The sequence below is a fragment of the Variovorax sp. GW821-FHT10C12 genome (assembly GCF_059415405.1).
The window spans coordinates 188,735-209,045 of record NZ_JBWKNE010000004.1; the positions used below are offsets into that span (position 1 = coordinate 188,735).

20 protein-coding genes are annotated in these 20,311 nt (G+C 66.7%); 7 read left to right on the top strand and 13 right to left on the bottom strand.

Features of this window, described 5'->3' with window-relative positions:
* Positions 1-3: 3 nt before the first annotated feature.
* The 3 genes from AC07OH_RS20245 to AC07OH_RS20255 all read right to left on the bottom strand — a co-directional run bounded on the left by AC07OH_RS20245 (position 4) and on the right by AC07OH_RS20255 (position 1,910).
* Positions 4-453: a guanylate cyclase gene (locus AC07OH_RS20245; protein ID WP_495301901.1), complete on the bottom strand. Its 450-nt coding sequence runs from the start codon at positions 451-453 to the stop codon at positions 4-6.
* Between the two features lie 85 nt (positions 454-538).
* Entirely contained in the window at positions 539-961 is a 423-nt protein-coding gene (locus tag AC07OH_RS20250; protein WP_495301902.1) for a RidA family protein, read from the bottom strand.
* Positions 962-974: 13 nt separating this feature from the next.
* Positions 975-1,910, bottom strand: coding sequence for an SDR family oxidoreductase (locus tag AC07OH_RS20255; protein ID WP_495301903.1), 936 nt, complete (start codon positions 1,908-1,910; stop codon positions 975-977).
* 74 nt (positions 1,911-1,984) lie between these two features.
* Between AC07OH_RS20255 and AC07OH_RS20260 the strand changes: the two genes are divergently transcribed.
* Together AC07OH_RS20260 and AC07OH_RS20265 are read left to right on the top strand one after the other, a co-directional pair.
* Positions 1,985-3,049, top strand: coding sequence for a CDP-6-deoxy-delta-3,4-glucoseen reductase (locus AC07OH_RS20260; protein WP_159275545.1), 1,065 nt, complete (start codon positions 1,985-1,987; stop codon positions 3,047-3,049).
* Positions 3,050-3,084: 35 nt separating this feature from the next.
* Positions 3,085-4,062: a Bug family tripartite tricarboxylate transporter substrate binding protein gene (locus AC07OH_RS20265; RefSeq protein WP_495301904.1), complete on the top strand. Its 978-nt coding sequence runs from the start codon at positions 3,085-3,087 to the stop codon at positions 4,060-4,062.
* Here AC07OH_RS20265 and AC07OH_RS20270 read toward each other — a convergent pair.
* Positions 4,034-4,810 (bottom strand): Crp/Fnr family transcriptional regulator, encoded by a 777-nt coding sequence (locus AC07OH_RS20270; RefSeq protein WP_095746547.1) that lies wholly within the window; start codon positions 4,808-4,810, stop codon positions 4,034-4,036. The two genes, AC07OH_RS20265 and AC07OH_RS20270, sit on opposite strands and share 29 nt — an antisense overlap.
* A gap of 155 nt (positions 4,811-4,965) precedes the next feature.
* Between AC07OH_RS20270 and AC07OH_RS20275 the strand changes: the two genes are divergently transcribed.
* Together AC07OH_RS20275 and AC07OH_RS20280 are read left to right on the top strand one after the other, a co-directional pair.
* On the top strand, positions 4,966-7,161 hold the full coding sequence (locus tag AC07OH_RS20275; protein ID WP_495301905.1) for a xanthine dehydrogenase family protein molybdopterin-binding subunit: 2,196 nt from the start codon (positions 4,966-4,968) through the stop codon (positions 7,159-7,161).
* Positions 7,162-7,172: 11 nt separating this feature from the next.
* Complete coding sequence (locus tag AC07OH_RS20280) at positions 7,173-7,631, top strand: (2Fe-2S)-binding protein (RefSeq protein WP_056572291.1); 459 nt, start codon at positions 7,173-7,175, stop codon at positions 7,629-7,631.
* 59 nt (positions 7,632-7,690) lie between these two features.
* Here AC07OH_RS20280 and AC07OH_RS20285 read toward each other — a convergent pair whose 3' ends face one another.
* The 8 genes from AC07OH_RS20285 to AC07OH_RS20320 form a co-directional block, all read right to left on the bottom strand.
* Positions 7,691-8,464: an ABC transporter ATP-binding protein gene (locus AC07OH_RS20285; protein WP_373866832.1), complete on the bottom strand. Its 774-nt coding sequence runs from the start codon at positions 8,462-8,464 to the stop codon at positions 7,691-7,693.
* A 1-nt stretch (position 8,465) separates the two neighbouring features.
* Complete coding sequence (locus AC07OH_RS20290) at positions 8,466-9,239, bottom strand: ABC transporter ATP-binding protein (protein ID WP_099795448.1); 774 nt, start codon at positions 9,237-9,239, stop codon at positions 8,466-8,468.
* 17 nt (positions 9,240-9,256) lie between these two features.
* Positions 9,257-10,465 (bottom strand): branched-chain amino acid ABC transporter permease, encoded by a 1,209-nt coding sequence (locus AC07OH_RS20295; protein WP_192195314.1) that lies wholly within the window; start codon positions 10,463-10,465, stop codon positions 9,257-9,259.
* Between the two features lie 13 nt (positions 10,466-10,478).
* Positions 10,479-11,408, bottom strand: a complete 930-nt coding sequence (locus AC07OH_RS20300; protein WP_062481019.1) for a branched-chain amino acid ABC transporter permease — start codon at positions 11,406-11,408, stop codon at positions 10,479-10,481.
* A 228-nt stretch (positions 11,409-11,636) separates the two neighbouring features.
* Complete coding sequence (locus AC07OH_RS20305; protein WP_159273113.1) at positions 11,637-12,929, bottom strand: replication-associated recombination protein A; 1,293 nt, start codon at positions 12,927-12,929, stop codon at positions 11,637-11,639.
* A gap of 28 nt (positions 12,930-12,957) precedes the next feature.
* Positions 12,958-13,599, bottom strand: a complete 642-nt coding sequence (gene lolA / locus AC07OH_RS20310) for an outer membrane lipoprotein periplasmic chaperone LolA (RefSeq protein ID WP_101493173.1) — start codon at positions 13,597-13,599, stop codon at positions 12,958-12,960.
* A 172-nt stretch (positions 13,600-13,771) separates the two neighbouring features.
* Entirely contained in the window at positions 13,772-16,231 is a 2,460-nt protein-coding gene (locus tag AC07OH_RS20315) for a DNA translocase FtsK (protein WP_495301906.1), read from the bottom strand.
* Positions 16,232-16,326: 95 nt separating this feature from the next.
* Positions 16,327-17,001: a Crp/Fnr family transcriptional regulator gene (locus tag AC07OH_RS20320; protein ID WP_062481025.1), complete on the bottom strand. Its 675-nt coding sequence runs from the start codon at positions 16,999-17,001 to the stop codon at positions 16,327-16,329.
* 180 nt (positions 17,002-17,181) lie between these two features.
* Here AC07OH_RS20320 and trxB point away from each other — a divergent pair, with 180 nt between their 5' ends.
* From trxB to rpmG, 3 genes are all read left to right on the top strand, one after another.
* The gene (trxB, locus tag AC07OH_RS20325; protein WP_495301907.1) at positions 17,182-18,132 is read left to right on the top strand and encodes a thioredoxin-disulfide reductase; all 951 of its coding nucleotides are present in this window, start codon (positions 17,182-17,184) and stop codon (positions 18,130-18,132) included.
* Between the two features lie 249 nt (positions 18,133-18,381).
* Complete coding sequence (gene rpmB / locus AC07OH_RS20330; protein WP_007830293.1) at positions 18,382-18,615, top strand: 50S ribosomal protein L28; 234 nt, start codon at positions 18,382-18,384, stop codon at positions 18,613-18,615.
* An 11-nt stretch (positions 18,616-18,626) separates the two neighbouring features.
* A complete protein-coding gene (rpmG, locus tag AC07OH_RS20335; RefSeq protein WP_007830291.1) occupies positions 18,627-18,800 on the top strand; it encodes a 50S ribosomal protein L33 in 174 nt (57 codons plus the stop codon).
* Between the two features lie 165 nt (positions 18,801-18,965).
* On the opposite strand, the gene AC07OH_RS20340 is transcribed toward rpmG, so the two are convergent.
* Positions 18,966-20,180, bottom strand: a complete 1,215-nt coding sequence (locus AC07OH_RS20340; protein WP_070062144.1) for a DesA family fatty acid desaturase — start codon at positions 20,178-20,180, stop codon at positions 18,966-18,968.
* Positions 20,181-20,311 lie beyond the last annotated feature (131 nt).

Consider the following 20,311-nt stretch of genomic DNA (forward strand, 5'->3'; position numbering starts at 1 on the left):
GCCCTAGCCAAGCACGTCGGCGAGCTTCACCTGCAGCGACAAGGCGGCCTGGTGCAGCAGCTCGAACTCGTCGTCCGGCAGCGGCACGGCCGTGAAGTTGAAGTGGCACAGGGTGCCGGCGACCGCGCCCGCGGGGTTCAGCAGCGGAACGCCGTGGTAGCTGATGGTGTAGTCCCGCCCGGGATGCGTGGCAAAGCGCTCGTCCACGCTCGAGTCGTCGGTGCGGAACCACCCGTCGCGCAGGACAAAGGGACAGATGCTCGCCTCGAAGGGCACGACGGCGATGTTCTCGGGGATCAGCTCGCCTTGCTTGTCATGCAGGTAGAGGCTCGTGACCAGGTCGGAGCGGATCTTGTAGATCCCGGTGTACCGATGCGGCACGCGCGCATTCAGGTAGGCGAGGACAGCCTGTGCGCCTTGATCGGCAAGCAACGCTTCAATCGTTTGGGGCATTCGTTTTGTCCGCTTCGCTTCGATCGGTTCGATCTGGAACCTGTCCTGCCATGGTACGCCCGGCCCCTGGGCTTCCGCTTCGGTGTCAGCCCGCTTGCGCAGTCTTCAACGCCGCCACCGCGCGAATCTCCACCCGCAGCGCCGGCCGCGCCAGCGCCGCCACGCCGAGGATCGTCCACGCCGGGAAATCCTCGGTGATGTAGCGGTCCTTCACCTCGCGAAAGCCCGCCAGCTCGTGCTCGACGTCGACGTGGTAGCTCACGATCTCCACCAGGTCGGCGAAGCCGAGCCCCGCGCTCTCGAGCACCACGCCCAGCCGCCGGAAGGCCCAGTCGGCCTGTTCCGCGGCGCTCTCGGGCACGCTGCCGTCGGCACGCAGGCCGACCTGCCCTGCCACGAACAGCAGGCCGCCGGCCTTGACGCCGGGCGCGTACTTGAAGGTGTCGAAGACGGCGGTCGAGCCGAAGGTCGGATGGCCGTCGGGAATGCGCACGCTCTGTTTGTTCACGGGTTGCGTCCTTTCAGGCTTCGACAGGCTGCAGGCCGGTGTACACCGTCGGATGCGCCAGCCGCACGCGCAGCTCGCGCTTGAGCCGCGTGTTGTCGAGCCGGCGCGATTCGCCCATGAAGCTCAGCAGTTGCAGCGGCAATTGCCGCTCGGCCTCGCCACGCGCCACGCGCGGCGGGCGGGGCATGCCGTAGAGGTCGGCGGCCAGGTCGAAGTAGTCGCCCATGCGCAGCTCGGTGTCGTCCGACGCGTGCACCACGCGCTGGGGCTTGCCGCGAAACAGCGCCGCCACGCAGGCGCGCGCGAGGTCGTCGGCGTGGATGTGGCTGGTGTAGACGTCGTCCTCGCGGCGCAGCACGGGCGTGCCGCGCTCCAGGCGGCCGCGCGGGGTGCCGTTCTCGCGGTCGGGCGCGTAGATGCCCGGGATGCGCAAGATGCTGGTGCGCACGCCGGTGCTGCGGCCGAACCAGCGCACAGCGCGCTCGGCATCGACGCGCCGGTGGGAGCGCGGGGTGTCGGGGCGCACGCCGCGCGTTTCGCTCACGCGCGCGCCGCCGCAGTCGCCGTACACGCCGCTGGTCGAGCCGTAGACCAGCGCCGAGGGCAGCGAGCGCAGTCGCAGCGCCTGCGCCAGCGATACGGTGCGCTGGTCGCGCCACCAGGCCGCGCCGCCCTCGCGCGCGGGCGGCGCCAGGTGCACCACGCGGGTGGCGATGCCTGCCAGCCGGCGCAGGGTGGCGCGGTCGTCCAGGTTGCCCACCAGCGGCCGGATGCCGGCCGCGCGCAGCGCCGCGACGCGGTCGGCCGAGGACGTGAGCGCGACCAGCTGCATGCGCCCGCGCAGGTTGCGCGCCACGCGCTGGCCGACGTCGCCGCAGCCGACGATCAGCAGGCGCTCGCGCCGGAAGCGGGCCGGCAGTGCGCCGGAGGGACTATTGATTGAAGGCAAAATCCGGGTTTCCTGTCTCAATTCAGTTGTCCCGGCCGCACGCAGCCGGGAAAGTTCACCCCCGAAGAATACCGATGACTGCTACAGCGCCGCACGAAGCGGGCTTTTCCATCACCGTCGAGCCCAGCGGACGCCACTTCGTGGTCCAGGGCGACGAAACCATCCTCGCGGCCGGCATCCGCCAGGGCATCGGCCTCCCCTACGGCTGCAAGGACGGCGCCTGCGGTTCCTGCAAGTGCAAGAAGCTCTCGGGCGAGGTCACGCTCGGCCCGCACCAGAGCAAGGCGCTGAGCGCCGAAGAACAGCTGGCCGGCTACGTGCTGACCTGCTGCGCCCACCCGACGAGCGACGTGGTGCTGGAGTCGCGCCAGGTCACCGAGGCCGGCGCGCTGCCGATCCGCAAGATGCCGGTGCGCGTGATGGCGCTCACGCGCCAGTCGCACGACGTGATGATGCTGCGCCTGCAACTGCCGGCCGGCGAGCCGCTGCAGTTCTATGCGGGCCAGTACGTCGAATTCATCCTGCGCGACGGCGCGCGCCGCAGCTACTCGATGGCCAATGCGCCGCACACGGTGGCCGTGCCGGGCACGGGCCTGGAGCTGCACCTGCGCCACCTGCCGGGCGGCAAGTTCACCGACCACGTCTTCGGCGCGATGAAGGAAAAAGAGATTCTGCGCATCGAAGGCCCGTTCGGCAGCTTCTTCCTGCGCGAAGACTCCGACAAGCCGATGATCCTGCTGGCCTCGGGCACGGGCTTCGCGCCGATCAAGGCGCTGCTGGAGCACATGCAGTTCAAGGGCATCGAGCGGCCCGCCGCGATCTACTGGGGCGGGCGCCGCCCCGAAGACCTGTACATGGACGCCTGGCTGCGCGAGCAGCTGGCCGCGATGCCGAACCTGCGCTACGTGCCCGTGGTGTCGAACGCCACGCCGGAAGACAACTGGACCGGCCGCACCGGCTTCGTCCACCAGGCGGTACTGGAAGACTTCACGGACCTGTCGGGCCACCAGGTGTATGCCTGCGGCGCGCCGATCGTGGTCGACTCGGCCAAGCGCGACTACGTGGCGCTCGCGGGCCTGCCCGAAGAAGAGTTCTTCGCCGACGCCTTCACCACCGAAGCCGACAAAGCCCTGCCCTGAGCCTTCGCGCTCCCCTTCCCTTTCCGTAGAACAACATGAAGACGAGACACTTCCTCCTGACCCTGATCGCCGGCGCCGCGGTGCTTGCCACCAGCCACGCGGTCGCACAACAACACCGCCCGATCCGCCTCGTCGTGCCCTATGCGGCCGGCGGCCCGATCGACAACACGGCGCGCATCCTGGCCGAGCAGGTGAAGGACACGCTGGGCGGCCCGGTCATCATCGACAACAAGCCCGGCGCGGGCGGCAACATCGGCGCCGACTTCGTCGCCAAGGCGCCGGCCGACGGCCTCACGATCGGCATCGCGGCCACGGCCACGAACGCGGTGAACCCGTGGCTGTACAGCAAGATGCCGTTCAACGCCGCGACCGACTTCGCGCCGATCACGCAGATGGTGCGCGTGCCCAACGTGCTGGTGATGAACGCCGAGACGGCCAACCGCCTGAACATCCGCACGCTGGCCGACCTGATCCGCTACGCCAAGGCCAACCCGGCCAAGCTCAACTACGCCAGCGGCGGCAACGGCAGCGCCGGCCACCTGGCGGGCGAGCTGTTCAAGAAGGAAGCGGGCATCTTCGCGGTGCACATTCCGTACAACGGCGGCAACCCGGCGCAGCTGGCGCTGCTGTCGGGCCAGGTCGACTTCAACTTCGACAACCTCGCCACGGCCGCGCCGAACATCCGCTCGGGCAAGCTGAAGGCGATCGCGGTCACGACGCTCAAGCGCAGCAGCGCCCTGCCCGACGTGCCGCCCGTGGCCGACACGCTCAAGGGCTTCTCGATCGACACCTGGTGGGGCCTGGTCGCGCCAGCCGGCACGCCGCCCGAGGTGGTCGCGAAGCTCAATCAGGCCTTCGTCGCCGCGCTGAACGCACCGGAAACGAAGACCCGCTTCGCCTCGATGCTGGCCGAGCCGGTCGGCAACTCGTCCGAGCAGTTCGGCAGCTTCATGAAGAGCGAACTCGCCAAGTACGAGAAGGTGGTCAAGGCCACCGGGGCGAAGGTGGACTGACGAGGTCGTCCAGGGGCGCTGCGGCCTGCGTGTCGGTGGCCGCAGCCACGGCCGCCGCCGCTTCGGCCGCCCCGCTCTGGTAGGTGCGCAGGCCCGCGAGGTCGAGCACTTCCACGCCGCCATGTTCGATGCGCAACAGGCCGTCGCGCTGCAGCGCATGCAGCGCGCGGTTGGCACGCTGGCGCGACACCGCCGACAAGAGGCCGATCTCGTCCTGGCTCAGCCGCACGAAGCGGGTGGCGCGCGGATAGAGGATGGGGTCGAACAGGCTGGCCAGGCAGCGCGCCACGCGCGCGTCGGGGCCGAGCAGGCGATCGAATTCCATGAGGCCGATGAACAGGCTCAGTCGCGCATTGATGTGTAACAACAGAAACCGATTGAAGTCGATGCTGGTGGACATCAGCCGCTCGAAGCTGTGCCGCGGCACGCAGGCCACGCGCGTGGGCCGCAGTGCCACGCCGTCGTAGCGCCAGCATCCGGGGGTGAGCAGCGAGCCTTCGCCGCCCCAGCCGCCGGCGGTCACGCCGGTGAAGGTGGACACGCGCCCGTCGGGCAGCGACACCGACATCTTCATGAGGCCGTCGATCACGCCGATCCAGTGATCGGCCGGCTCGCCGCGCCGCACGACGAAGCCGCCGGCCGGCACCACGCGCTCGTGCGACTCCTGGACGACGCGGTCGAGTTCATCGTCCGTGAGCGCGCGCGCCCACAGGCTCTCGCGAAGCATGTTCTCCAACGCGTTCGACATCGCGCCTCCTGCTGTCGTCCCTCGTGACATCGCATCGGCCGAACCGTCGCAGGCGCCGGTCGGCGGGGACCGTAAGAAATGTCGTTGCAACGACATCTTCGGCGCGGCGATGGTGCCACAGTCATCCGCGTTCGCCAAACAACAAGGAGACAACGATGAAGCGTTCGAACAAGGACCCGCGCCCCGCGCGTGGGCCGGACGACGGGGATGCGCACGGCCTGCGCCGGCGCGACGTGCTGGGCTACGCCACGGCCGCACCGCTGGCATCGGCGGCGGCCGGCATCGTGGGGCTCGGCGCCCTCACGGCGCCCGCCTCCGCGGTGGCCGCGCTGCTGCCCATGACCCCGCCCGACACCACCGACCTGATCGACATCGGCGACGCGGTCACGCTGACGTCGCTGCTGACCATGCCGCTGGTGAAGGTGACGAACACCGACGACGGCCGCGTTCGCCTTGCGCTGCCGCGCCTCGAAGTGGGCCAGGGCATCGCCACGGCCAGCGCCATGATGCTGGCCGACAAGCTGCGCCTGCCGCTGAGCGCCATCGAAGTCACCTCGGCCGACGCGAGCCCCGAGCTGATCTGGAACCAGCTCACGGGCGGCTCGTCGAGCGTGCGCTCGATGCACGCCGGCATGCCAATGCTGGGCGGCCTCGGCGGCCTGCTCTCGGGCTCGACGCCTTCGGTGGTCGGCCAGCGCGTGACGCGGCTCGATGCGCTGGACATCGTCACCGGGCGCAAGAAGTTCACGCTCGACCAGGCGGTGCCCGGCGCCAAGCCGACGATGGTGCGGCGCCCGCCGACCATCAACGGCAAGTTCGTCGGCATCAACAACCTGAACACGGTGATGGGCATGCCGGGCGTGATCGGCGTGGTGCCGATCCCCGCCACCAACGGCATCACGCCGACACCGCCGGGCGTGGCGGTGATGGCCGAGACCTTCGGCCAAGCCTGGGCCGCGGTGAACGCGCTCGACGTGACCTGGGCCGCCGGCCCGCTCGACGGCGAATCGAACGCCACCATCATGCGCAAGCTGAAGTCGTCGCTGCTGCCCTTTGCGCTGCCGCCGCTGGGCGCGCTGACGGTCGAGGCCGAGTTCGAGTTCGCGCCAGCCGCGCACTGTCCGATGGAAGTCGAATGCGCGATTGCCGACGTGCGAGCGGATCGCGCCGAGATCTGGGCCGGGCTGCAGAGCCCCATCGTCACCCAGCAGGCGGTGGCCGCCGAGCTGGGCCTGCCGCTGAACAAGGTCGTCGTGCATGCGGTGCCCTCGGGCGGCTCCTTCGGGCGGCGCCTGTTCTGGGACCCGGTGCTGCAGGCGATCCAGGTGTCGAAAGCGCTGGGGCGCCCCTGCCGCCTGATGTACCACCGCACCGACGACATGCGCCACACGCGCATCCGCCCGCCGATCTACCAGAAGGCACGCGCCACGATGCTGCTGGGCCAGGTCATCGCCTTCGAGCAGCGCATCGCCAGCGTGCGCCTGGACACGCGCCACGGCTTCGGCAACATGCTCGAGGCCGCCGCCATCGCGCTGCCCAATGCCTTCCCGCAGACGGTGGGCAACTTCGCGATCGAGCAGGTCATGTTCAAGACCATGGTGACCTCGCCCTACAACTTCGGCGTCACGACCAAGCTGCTGACGCCGGTGCCGATGGACATGAACACCTGCTCGTACCGCTCGGTGCACATCCAGCCCGCGCGGCTGGTGGAAGAGATCCTGGTCGACGAGATGGCCCGCACCGCGCGCAAGGACCCGATCGCCTTCCGGCTCGAGTACCTGCGCCTGCCGCGCGCCCGCGCGGTGCTGAAGGCCGTGGCGGAGGCCGCGCAGTGGGGCAAGGCGATGCCGGCGGGCTTTGCGCAGGGCGTGGCCGTGCACCAGGAGTCGAAGTCCTTCACGGCCTGCATCGTCGAGATCGACGCGCGCGTGCCGGCGCAGGCGCGCGTGGTGCGCGCGACCATCGCCATCGATGTCGGCACGCCGATCAACCCCTCGGGCATCGAGGCGCAGCTGCAGGGCGGCCTGTGCGAATCGATCGCACTCGTGCTGTCGGCGGGGCTGCACATCCAGAACGGCCTGCCGCTGGAAGGCAGCTACTCGCAGTACCACTTCTCGCGCATGAAGCACTACCCGAAGGACGTGAAGATCATCATCATGCCGGCCAGCGGCGAGGCCATCGGCGGCCTGGGCGAGGTGGGTCTGTCGGCGAGCTCGGGCGCCATCGCCAACGCCTATGGGCGCGCCACCGGCATCAAGCCGCGCAGCTTCCCGCTGAACTTTCCGGTCGACTTCACGCCGATCCCGCCGGGCAAGCTGCCCACGCCCGTCAACGTTCCGATTCCCGCCTGAGGAGACCCGCCATGCCTGTGCAATCTTTCAAGGTGAACGGCCAGAACGTCGACGTCGAGGCGCCCGACGACCTGGCGCTACTGTGGGTGCTGCGTGACAAGCTCGGCATCACCGGCCCGAAGTACGGCTGCGGCATCAACGTGTGCAAGGCCTGCACCTGCCACGTCGACGGCAAGGCCGTGACGACCTGCTCGGTGCGCGTGTCCGACGTGCGCGGGCGCCAGGTGACGACCATCGAGGGGCTGGCCAACGGCAACACGCTGCACCCGGTGCAGCAGGCCTGGATGAACCTCGATGTGCCGCAGTGCGGCTTCTGCCAGCCGGGCCAGATCATGGCCGCGGTCGACCTGCTGCGCCGCACGCGCACCCCGACGGATGCCGACATCGACGCCATCGAGAACGTGTGCCGATGCGGCACCTACGGGCGCATCCGCGAGGCGATCAAGGCCGCCGCCGCGATGATGGGATAGACGTAAAAACGGCCAGCCACCGCATTGGGCGGTGCTGGCCGGTCGGCGCTGGCGGGCGCTTACTCGCCGAGGTAGGCGGCGCGCACGCGCGGATCGCGCAGCAGTTCCTTGGCGTCGCCGTTCATCGTGATGAGGCCCGACTCCATGACGTAGCCACGGTCGGCCAGTTGCAGCGCGCGGTTGGCGTTCTGCTCCACCAGCAGGATCGTGACGCCTTGCGAGGCCACGGTCTGCACCACCTCGAAGATCTTGTCGCACATGATCGGCGACAGGCCCATGGTGGGTTCGTCGAGCAGCAGCACCTTCGGACGCGCCATGAGCGCGCGGCCCATGGCCAGCATCTGCTGTTCGCCGCCCGACATCGTGCCGGCCAGTTGGTCCTTGCGCTCGCGCAGGCGCGGGAAGGTCACGAACACGCGCTCCATGTCGCTCGCGATCTCGGCCTTGTCGTTGCGGATGTAGGCGCCGATCTGCAGGTTTTCGGTGATCGTCATGCGCGTGAACACGCCGCGGCCCTCGGGCACCATCACGAGGCCCTCGCCCACCAGGTCCCAGGCGCCGCGGCCCTTGATGCTGCGGCCCAGGAACTCGATGTCGCCCGCGCCGGCCGGCAGCGTGCCGGTGATGGCCTTCATGGTGGTGGTCTTGCCGGCGCCGTTGGAGCCGATGAGCGAGACCAGCTCGCCCTCGAACACGTCGAAGTCCACGCCCTTCACGGCCTGGATGCCGCCGTAGCCCACCTTCAGGCCGCGGACCTTGAGCAGGTTCTTGCCCGCTGCCTTGGCGGCGGCCGCTGCCGTCGTGGGTGCCATCGTTGCTTCTGCGGTGCTCATCTCAATGTCCTCCGGTGCCGAGGTAGGCCTCGATCACCTTTTCGTTCTTCTGTACCTCGACCGGGTTGCCCTCGGCAATCTGCTTGCCGTAGTCGAGCACGGTGACGCGGTCGCACAGGCCCATGATGAGCTTGACGTCGTGTTCGATGATCAGGATCGTGCGGTTGTCCTTGCGGATGCGGTCGATCAGTTCGCGCAGCAGGACCTTCTCGGTCGAATTCATGCCGGCGGCCGGCTCGTCCAGCGCGATGAGCTGGGGGTCGGTGGCCAGGGCGCGGGCGATCTCGAGGCGGCGCTGGTCGCCGTAGCTCAGCGTGCGCGCCTTGTAGTCGGCGAACTTGCCGATGCCCACGTAGTCGAGCAGCTCCTGTGCGCGCTTGGCGATGGCCGCTTCTTCGGCCTTGAAGCCCCTGGTGCGCAGCATGGCGCCGAACACGCCCGAATGCGTGCGGATGTGGCGCCCGACCATCACGTTCTCCAGCGCCGTCATTTCGGCGAAGAGGCGGATGTTCTGGAAGGTGCGCGCAATGCCGGCCTTGGCCACTTCGTGCACGGCCGTCGGCTGGTAGGGCTTGCCGGCCAGTTCGAAGGTGCCGCTGTCGGGCGTGTACAGCCCGGTGATCACGTTGAAGAAGGTCGTCTTGCCGGCGCCGTTGGGCCCGATCAGGCCGTAGACCTGGCCGCGCTTGATGGTGATGCCCACATCGGAGAGGGCCTGCAGCCCGCCGAAACGCTTGGAGATGCCGCGAACTTCGAGGATGGTGTCTGTCGTCATGTCTGTGTGTCCTTGGCTCACGGATTGATGGACATGGGACGCGATGCCGCACCCGGCACTTCGTCAGCGGGGCTGTCAATGCCCGGTGCGTGGGTCTGGAGCGTTCCGGGCGCCACGGCCGCATGGGTCGGGTCGACGGGCACGCCGCCCTTTTTCGTCAGCGTCTTGCCGTGCTCCGGCGAGGGCCACAGGCCGCGCGGGCGCATCAGCATGATGATGATCATGGCGAGGGCAATGAACAGCTGGCGCAGGATGGACGCGTCGAGGCGGCCGTCGGTCAGCGCCTGCAGCGGGCCGGCCACGTAGCGCAGCACTTCGGGCAGCGCGGCCAGCAGCACGGCGCCCAGGATGACGCCGGGCAGGTGCCCGAGGCCGCCGAGCACGACCATGGCGACGATCATCACCGACTCCATCAGGCTGAAGGACTCGGGCGACACGAAGCCCTGGAAGGCCGCGAACATCGCGCCCGACACGCCGCCGAAGCTGGCGCCCATGCCGAAGGCCAGCAGCTTCATGTTGCGGGTGTTGATGCCCATCGCCTTGGCAGCGATTTCATCTTCGCGGATGGCCATCCAGGCGCGGCCGATGCGCGAGATCTGCAGCCGGTGCGAAATGATGATGGTGGCCACCACCAACGCCAGGAACAGGTAGTAGTACAGCGTGACCGAGGAGATCGTGAAGCCGTCGAACTTCCACGCCTTGCCGAGGTCGAGGCCCCAGAACTTGATGGAGTCGATCGCCGTGATGCCCTTCGGCCCGTTGGTGATGTTGATCGGCTGGTCCAGGTTGTTCAGGAACACCCGGATGATTTCGCCGAAGCCGAGTGTGACGATCGCGAGGTAGTCGCCACGCAACTTCAGCGTGGGCGCCCCCAGCATCGCACCGAGCACCCCGGCCACCACCAGCGCGAGCGGAACCACGATCAGGAGCGAGGTGTGCAGCCCGTTCGGGAACATCGCCTTGAACCACGGGAAGGTGTCCGAGAGGTGCGACGAGCCCATCAGCGCGTAGAGGTACGCGCCGACCGCAAAGAAGGCCACATAGCCCAGGTCGAGCAGGCCGGCGTAGCCGACCACGATGTTCAGGCCGAGCGCGAGCATCACGTAGAGCAATGCGATGTCGGCGATGCGCACCCAGGCGTTGCCCTGGGTCTGCAACAGGATCGGCAGCGCCAGCACGGCGACCACGCCGAGGATGTAGAGCGCGAGGTTCTTGCTGTTTTTCATGGTGTGCTGCTCCTCAGGCCCGGTCCGCCACGCGCTCGCCGAGCAGACCCGAAGGCCGCAGCGTGAGCATCACGATCAGCACGATGAAAGCGAAGATGTCGCTGTAGTTGCTGCCCAGCACGCCACCCGTGAGGGTGCCGATGTAGCCGGAGCCGATGGCCTCGATGAGGCCCAGCAAAATGCCGCCGACCACCGCGCCGGCCAGGTTGCCGATGCCGCCGAACACGGCCGCCGTGAAGGCCTTGAGGCCGGGCAGGAAGCCCATCGCATGTTGCGCGATGCCGTAGTTGGAGGCGTACATCACGCCGGCGATGGCCGCGAGCACGGCGCCGATGATGAAGGTGGCCGAGATGACCATGTCGGGCCGGATGCCCATGAGCGCCGCGACGCGCGGGTTCTCGGCGGTGGCGCGCATCGCGCGGCCGAGCTTGGTGTAGTTGACCAGCCACATCAGGATCACCAGCGAGAACGCCGTGACGCTGAGGATCATGACCTGCGTCGGCGAGATCACGGCACCGCCCACGTGGATGGGGTCGGTCGGCAGCAGGTTGGGGTAGGCCTTGTTGGTCGGCTTCCAGATGATCATGGCCAGCGTCTGCAGCAGGATCGACACGCCGATGGCGGTGATGAGCGGTGCGAGCTTGGGGCTGTTGCGCAGCGGCCGGTAGGCCACTTTTTCGATCACGAAGTTCAGGCTTGCCGCGACGACGCAGGCAATGATCAGCGCGACGAAGAGGATCAGCCAGCCCGGTGTGTTGGGCATTCCGTCCTTCATGAGCCCGATGATGGTCCAGCTTGTAAGCGCCCCCACCATCAGCACTTCACCGTGCGCAAAATTGATCAGATTGATGATGCCGTACACCATGGTGTAGCCCAAGGCTATCAAGGCATACATGCTGCCGAGAACCAGACCGTTGATGATCTGCTGCAGCAATATTTCCATAACGCGATTCCCTATGTGTTGCACCTTGCGGGTGCCATTCACCTACCGAGGCACCGGTTTGGCGCCCCTGGCTTGACAAGCAAAAAACCAGCCAACATGTGCCGTCGGTAGGTTTGGTGGGCGGGATTTTAGACATGCCCCGGCGCTGTTTTGGGGCGCTTTGACCGGGGTTTACCCGCTCACTTCATGCTGTATGCGCGTGAAGTCATGCAGATGAGCAAGCGTGTATCAGCGGTCTGAATTTGTGTTGAGGCGGCGCAGCTCGCGCAGCTTTTCCGCGATGCGGATTTCGAGCCCCCGTTCGACCGGTTCATAGAAAACCTGGCCTTCCAGCCCCTCGGGCAGGTAGCGCTCGCCGGCGGCAAAACCGCCCTCCTCGTCGTGCGCGTAGCGGTAGCCCTTGCCGTAGTCGAGCTCCTTCATGAGCTTGGTCGGCGCATTGCGCAGGTGCATCGGGACCGGGCGCGTGCTGTCCTTCTTCACCAGCGCGCGCACCGCGTTGTAGGCCTTGTAGACCGCGTTCGACTTGGGCGCGATGGCCAGGTAGACCACGCATTCGGCCAGTGCCAGCTCGCCTTCGGGGGTACCCAGTCGCTCGTAGACCTCGGCCGCATCGAGCGCCAGGCGCAGCGCACGCGGGTCGGCCAGGCCGATGTCTTCGCTGGCCATGCGCACGAGGCGGCGCGCCATGTAGCGCGGGTCGGCGCCGCCGTCGAGCATGCGCACGAACCAATACAGGGCTGCATCGGGGTCGCTGCCGCGCACCGATTTGTGCAGCGCGCTGATGGTGTCGTAGAACTGCTCGCCGCCCTTGTCGTAGCGGCGCATGCGCTCGCCGAGCACGCGCAGCAGCCACTCGTCGGTGATGTTCGTGAGCTTCTCGGCGCCGGCCGCAACGGCCAAGGTCTCGAGCGTGTTGAGCAGGCGGCGCGCGTCGCCGTCCGCGTAGGCGACCAGACGGTCGATGGCCGCCTCGTCGATGGCCGGAACCGCCTGGATCGCTTGCGCCTTGGCGACGATCTGCTTCAGGTCGCCTTCGTTGAGCGACTGCAGCACGTACACCGCCGCCCGCGACAGCAAGGCCGAATTGACTTCGAACGACGGGTTCTCGGTGGTCGCGCCGATGAAGGTGAACAGGCCCGACTCGACGTGCGGCAGGAACGCGTCCTGCTGGCTCTTGTTGAAGCGGTGCACCTCGTCCACGAAGACGATGGTGCGCTGCTGCGTGAGCCCGTCGCGCGCGGCCGTGGCCTGCTCGACGGCCTCGCGGATGTCCTTCACGCCGCCCAGCACCGCGCTGATGCTCAGGAACTGGGCGTCGAAGGCGTCGGCCATGAGCCGCGCGATGGTGGTCTTGCCGGTGCCCGGCGGGCCCCAGAGGATGCAGGAGTGCGGCTGGCCCGACTCGAAGGCGATGCGCAGCGACATGCCCGGACCGAGCAGGTGCTGCTGGCCGATCACTTCGCCGAGCGTCTTGGGACGCAGGCGCTCGGCGAGGGGCTGGTGGGAGCGCGTGGCCAAACCGGAACGACCGTCTTGCTGTGTGTGACTACTGCTTGAGCACGTCCGCGCCCGCGGGCGCCTTGAACTCGAAGGTGCTGGCGGGCAAGGCCGGGTTCACCTCGACCTTGCTGAACTTAAGCATCGAGCGCTGGCCGAAGCTGTCCAGGATCTCGAGGGCCGCCAGCGCGTCACCCTGGAAGCCGACCATCACGCTCTGCAGCTGACCGTCCTTGTTCTTCGGCGTGGCCTTGACCCACTGCAGGCCGTCGCGCTCGGGCGCGGCTTCCAGCGCGAAATCGGCCTGCAGGGCGCGCAGGTCGGCCGCGGAGGCAATCAGCGCCGCAGGTGTCGAGCCCAGCGCCTGCGCCTGGGTGCGCTGCGTGACCTGGTTCAGGTCGGCGTCGTACAGCCACAGCGTCTTGCCGTCGGCCACGATGCTTTGCGCAAAAGGCTTGCGATAGTCGAACTTGAATTTGCCGGGGCGATGGAATTCGAAGGTGCCAGTCGACGTCTTGACGCGGCCCGGCTGGCCCTCGCGCGGCGGGGCCGTCACGGTCTGGGTGAACTCGGCGCGGCCGGACTTGACGGTCTTCACGAAGGCTTCGAGGCTCTCGAGCCCGTCGGCCCAGGCACTGCCGGCCACCGTGCAGAACAGGCCGGCCAACAGCCAGAGGCGGGTTTTCTTCATGGGAGGTTCCTCGGAAAAACGTTGCTGCGATGTCCATCGACACTACCCGCAGCAGATGCCGGCATCTGTAGGCTTTGATGAAGATTTGCAGCAGCACCGGTGCGCGTTTGCAAATTGCCTCTCAGCACGTAACCGGCCCTGCAGCGGTGATCGTCGGTGGCGCGTCGGCGGTTCACTCCGCCTGGCGCGCGGGCACGAGGATCTCGCGCTGGCCGCTGCCGCTCATGGCGCTCACGAGGCCGGCTTTTTCCATGTCCTCGACCAGGCGCGCGGCGCGGTTGTAGCCGATCTTCAGGTGGCGCTGCACCAGCGAGATGCTGGCCTTGCGGTTCTTGAGCACGACCTCGACCGCCTGGTCGTACATCGGGTCTTTTTCGCCGTCGCCCCCGCCACCGAGCAGGTCGCCGTCACCGTCGCCATCGACCGTGCCGCCTTCGAGCACGCCCTCGATGTAGTCGGGCTCGCCCTGGCTCTTGAGGTAGGCCACCACGCGGTGCACTTCCTCGTCGCTCACGAAGGCACCATGCACGCGGATCGGCAGGCCCGTGCCGCTGGCCATGTAGAGCATGTCGCCCATGCCCAGCAGCGCCTCGGCGCCCATCTGGTCGAGGATGGTACGGCTGTCGATCTTGGAGCCCACCGAGAACGCGATGCGCGTGGGGATGTTGGCCTTGATGAGGCCGGTGATCACGTCGACGCTGGGGCGCTGCGTGGCCAGGATCAGGTGGATGCCGGCGGCGCGGGCCTTTTGCGCAAGGCGGGCAATCAGCTCTTCGATCTTCTTGCCGACCACCATCATCAGGTCGGCCAGTTCGTCGATGACGACCACAATGTGCGGCTCGCGGCGCAGCGGTTCGGGATCGTCGGGCGTGAGGCTGAAGGGGTTGTAGATGAACTCCTCGCGCGCCTTGGCTTCGTCGATCTTGGTGTTGTAGCCGGCCAGGTTGCGCACGCCGAGCTTGCTCATGAGCTTGTAGCGGCGCTCCATCTCGGCCACGCACCAGTTCAGGCCGTGCGCGGCCTGGCGCATGTCGGTGACCACCGGCGCCAGCAGGTGCGGGATGCCTTCGTAGACCGACATTTCGAGCATCTTCGGGTCGATCATGAGCAGGCGAACGTCGCGTGCCTCGGCCTTGTAGAGCAGCGACAGGATCATCGCGTTGATACCCACCGACTTACCCGAGCCGGTGGTACCGGCCACCAGCACGTGCGGCATCTTCGCGAGGTCGGCCACCACGGGATTGCCGATGATGTCCTTGCCCAGGCCCATCGTGAGCATCGACTTGCCTTCGTTGTAGACCTGCGAGCCCAGGATTTCGCTGAGCTTGATCGACTGGCGCTTGGCGTTCGGCAACTCGAGCGCCATGTAGTTCTTGCCGGGGATCGTCTCGACCACGCGGATCGACACCAGCGAGAGCGAGCGCGCCAGGTCTTTGGCCAAACCGAGAATCTGCGAGCCCTTGACACCGGTGGCGGGCTCGATTTCGTAGCGCGTGATGACGGGGCCGGGCGAGGCGAGCACCACGCGCACCTCGACGCCGAAGTCTTTCAGCTTCTTCTCGATCATGCGCGAGGTCATCTCGAGCGTGTCGGAAGAGACGGTTTCCTGGCGCACCAGCGCGGCGTCGAGCAGGTCGACCTGCGGCAGCTTGCTGTCGGGCAGTTCATTGAAGAGCGGCTTCTGGCGCTCCTTGACGACGCGGTCGCTGCGGGGAACCTCGGTCATCGCGGGTTCGATCTGCACGGGCGGCGATGCGGGGCGACGCTTGGGCGCGACTTCTTCCTCTTCGTCGTCGAAGCTCGGCTCCTGCGGGCCGGAGGCGTCGCCGAACACGGGTTCCTTGTTGGCACGCGTTTTCTTGACGCGTGGCGCGGGCGCCTGCTCTTCTTCGTCGCCGGCGCGTTCGCGCGCGGCCTGCTTGCCCATGGCAATGTCGGCCGCCATTTCGCGCTTTTCACGGCGCGACTCGAACAGCGAGTACGCACGGGCACCGATGCGCTCGGCGATCAGGCTCCACGAAAAACGGAAGACCAGCGCCGAGCCGATCACGCCGCCGGCAATGGCGACCAGCGCCGAGCCCGTGAAGCCCAGCCAGCGCACGCTCGCCGGCCCCACGAGGTAGCCGAGGGCGCCGCCGCCCGAACCCGGCAGGTGCGATTCGAGCCGGTACAGGCGCGACCACTCGAGCACCGCGCTCGCGCACAGCAGCAGGACGAGGCCGAACCAGAAAGCGAGCCGGCTGCGATTGAAGCGACCGCGCGGGGGCTGTTGCTCGACCGCCGCCGTCGGTTCACCGCCGCGCAGCCAGCCGGCCAGCGACGAGAGCCACGCGCGCAGGCCCGCCGCAAGGCACCACCAGACGGAATAGCCAGCCAGGAAGTAGCTGCCATCGGCCAGCCAGGCGCCGATGCGGCCGCCCCAGTTCTTGATCTCACCGCCCGTGCCCGAGGTCGACCAGGCGGCATCGGACGGGGTGAAGCTCAGCATCGCCAGCAGCCAGAACAGGAGGGCTGCAAACCCGGCGATCAAGGTGATTTCGTGGGCGAAGCGCAGGGCGCGCAGGCGCACGGGTTGCCCTTCGGCAGCGGAAGAAGAGGAGGACGATTGAAGCGTATGGAGCGAATAGGTCATGAAAAGCACGGCGCCCGGCCCGAAAAAACGCAGGCCGGCCGCCCCGAACACTACAACAAAAGGCCGTGGACGCCGAAAGCGCCCGGCCTATGGGCTCAGGTCAGCGTCAGGAGCCGGTCCTTGATGATCACCGAGCCGTCTTCCTGGGACTGGACGAAACCGCGCTCTTCCAGGTCCTTCATGACGCGGCTCACCATTTCGCGCGACGCGCCGACCATCTTGGCCAGGTCCTGGCGGGAGATCTTGTCGCGGACCTTGAGGTTGCCCATGCCGTCCTGGCTGGCGAACTCGAGCAGCGCACGGGCGACGCGGCCGTACACGTCCATCAGCGCCAGCGACTCGATCTTGCGGTCGGCGTGGCGCAGACGCTGCACCAGGCCGCGCATGATGTTGTAGGCCATCGAGGAGTTCTCGGGCAGGCAGCGCGCGAAGGCGTCGCGACCCAGCATGAGCACGTCGCACTGGATTTCGGTACGCACGGTGGCCGAATGCGGCTCGTCGTCGATCAGGCTCATCTCGCCGAGATAGTCGCCGGGATGCAGCGTGGCCAGGATCACCTCGCGACCACGGCTGTCGGCGCTCGTGACGCGGGCGCGGCCGGTCAGGATGATGTACAGCGCATCGGATTTCTTGCCCTGCTCTACAACGACCTCGGCGCGTTTGAAGCGCTTCTTGATGATCGCATCCGCAATGCTTGCGGACTGCGAGGCCGTCAACGACGCGAACAATGGAACGCGCCGAAGCAATTCAAGGTTGGACAGCATCGACATTAATCAATCCCTGAAACAGCGCGCAATGTGATCCTGATGCTGAGCCCATGGATTACTACAATCGCGCGCATTGAAAACACCGTGCACCCGGTGTTGAACCGGGCGGTGATACTCCCCACGTATCGCTACCACCCTGAAAATGTACACGCTGACGCAGCGTCCATCCTAGGTTTTCTACTCATGTCCGCACCCCAACACGCCAAGGTTCTCATTCTGGGCTCCGGCCCGGCCGGCTACACCGCCGCCGTCTACGCCGCACGCGCCAACCTCCAGCCTTTGCTCATCACGGGCATCGCGCAAGGCGGTCAACTCATGACCACGACCGAGGTCGACAACTGGCCGGCCGACGTGCACGGCGTCCAGGGCCCGGAGCTGATGCAGCGCTTTCTCGAGCACGCCGAACGCTTCAAGACGCAGATCGTGTTCGACCACATCAACAAGGTCGACCTGAGCAAGCGCCCGTTCACGCTCACGGGCGACAGCGGCACCTACACCTGCGATTCGCTGATCATCGCCACCGGCGCATCGGCCAAGTACCTGGGCCTGGATTCCGAAGAGAAGTTCATGGGCCGCGGCGTCTCGGCCTGCGCAACCTGCGACGGCTTCTTCTACCGCGAGCAGGAGGTCTGCGTGATCGGCGGCGGCAACACGGCCGTCGAAGAGGCGCTGTACCTCTCCAACATTGCCAATAAGGTGACGCTGGTGCACCGCCGCGACAAGTTCCGCGCCGAGCCCATCCTGATCGACAAGGTCATGGAAAAAGTGGCCGAAGGCAAGATCGTGCTGAAGCTGCACAACCAGCTTGACGAGGTGCTCGGTGACGGCACAGGCGTGACGGGCATCCGCATCAAGAACACGCAGACCGGCGCCACCGAAGAGATCGGGCTCAAGGGCTGCTTCATCGCGATCGGCCACCATCCGAACACCGACATCTTCCAGGGCCAGCTGGAAATGAAGGACAACTACATCGTGACCCGCTCGGGCCTGAAGGGCTTCGCGACGATGACCACCGTGCCCGGCGTGTTCGCCGCCGGCGACGTGCAGGACAACATCTACCGCCAGGCCATCACGAGCGCCGGCACGGGCTGCATGGCCGCCCTCGACGCGCAGCGCTTCCTCGAGGAACACTGAGGCCTTTCCCTGCGGAACGGGATACCGGCCCGCAGGGTCTGGCTTCCCGCTTCTGCGGCACGGCCAGTCCAGCCGGCCCTGAAAGGGCTATAATCCGAGGCTTTGCCGAAACAGGGCCTACCTCCCACCGGGAGTCGGGTTGCGGCAAATCCGGGGTACCGCCACCCGTTTCTGGCGAGGTCAAGCTGCAAAACACCCTGCAATCACCCTGATTGCGCCGGTGCCAGCTGTTCAAGAAAGAGTGTCCACATGGCACGCGTATGCGACGTAACGGGCAAAGGCCCGATGGTCGGAAACAACGTTTCCCACGCCAACAACAAAACCAAGCGCCGGTTCCTGCCGAACCTGCAATACCGCCGTTTCTGGGTCGAGACCGAAAACCGTTGGGTTCGCCTGCGCGTTTCGAGCGCTGCACTGCGCCTGATCGACAAGAACGGTATCGATGCCGTGCTCGCAGACCTGCGTGCCCGCGGCCAAGCTTAAGGAGCTGAATCATGGCAACGAGCAAAGGCGGACGCGAAAAGATCAAGCTGGAATCCACCGCGGGTACCGGCCACTTCTACACGACGAGCAAGAACAAGAAGACGATGCCTGAAAAGATGTCGATCATGAAGTTCGACCCCAAGGCGCGCAAGCACGTCGAATACAAGGAAATCAAGCTGAAGTAATTCGGCCTGTTCTCCAAAAGAAAAACCCGCTGCTCACCCAGCGGGTTTTTTATTGCCTGTCGTTTTTGCGAAAGCAGAAAAGGCAGACACAAAAAAGCCGACCCTCAGGTCGGCTTCTTTATTGAGCGAGGGCCGCAGCGCACGAGGCGCTGGCGCCCAGCTTCTTCAGGCGCGTGCGGCGCGCAGGCGGGTCGAGAACTCGCGCAGGCCGGCGATGCCGCTGGCTTCCGCACGGTGGCACCAGGCCGCCAGATCGGCCGCCAGCTGCTCGCGCGACTGCGAGGTGTTCAGCCAGAGCTGACGCAGCTCTTCGCGCATCGTGACCATCTTGTCGAGCACCGGGTGCGCGGCACGGGCCTGCACCAGATGGGTGCGCGCCGAGGCGGGCACCTTGTCGTCGTCGCGATGCAGCCAGCGCTTGGCCGCCTTGAGCACCGACAGGTCGGCGCCCTTGGCCTTGAGCACGTCGATTTCTTCGCTGGTGGCGCGGCGCATTTCGCGGGCGTAGCCGGCCATCACTTCGTAGCGGTTGGCAATGACGGCCTCGAGCGTCTTCTCGTTGGCCACGGGCTGGATGTCGCCCATCTGCATCTTCGGCGGCACCTTCTTGACCTTGGCCCAGCCAAGCTTCTGGAACACTTGGATGTAGACCCAGCCGATGTCGAACTCGTACTTCTTGACCGAGAACTTGGCCGAAGTCGGGTAAGTGTGGTGGTTGTTGTGCAGCTCTTCGCCACCGATGATCAGGCCCCAGGGCATGATGTTGCGGCTGGCGTCGGACGCCTCGAAGTTGCGGTAGCCCCAGTAGTGACCAATGCCGTTGATGATGCCGGCGGCGGTGATCGGGATCCAGAGCATCTGGACCGCCCACACGGTCAGGCCGAGCGCGCCGAACAGCGCGAGGTTGATCACCAGCATCAGGCCCACGCCTTGCCAGCTGTAGCGCGTGTACAGGTTGCGCTCGATCCAGTCATCGGGCGTGCCGTGACCGTAGCGCTCCATCGTTTCCTTGTTCTTCGATTCCTTGCGGTACAGCTCGGCGCCGCGCCAGAAGACTTCGTCGATGCCCTTGACCTGCGGGCTGTGCGGGTCGTCGGCGGTTTCGCACTTCGCGTGGTGCTTGCGGTGGATGGCGACCCACTCCTTCGTCACCATGCCGGTGCCGAGCCAGAGCCAGAAACGGAAGAAGTGCGAGGGGATCGGACCGAGGTCCATCGCCTTGTGCGTCTGCGTGCGGTGCAGAAAGATCGTGACCGCTGCGATGGTGATGTGCGTGGTGACGAGCGTGTACAGCACGACCTGCCACCAGGCAATGTCCCACAGGCCGTGTCCGAGCCATTGGATGACCGCGTTCAGAACGGCGGAGTCAGGAAGCATCATTGAGTCAGGTACTCCATGGCCACACGAAGGTGCAGCCTTCAGGTAAGTAACCCGCGATTTTAGGATGTCAGGGCCAAAACGAGGCCTTTTGTCCTTCTGTCACACCGCAGATTTACCCTAGTTTGGAGCCC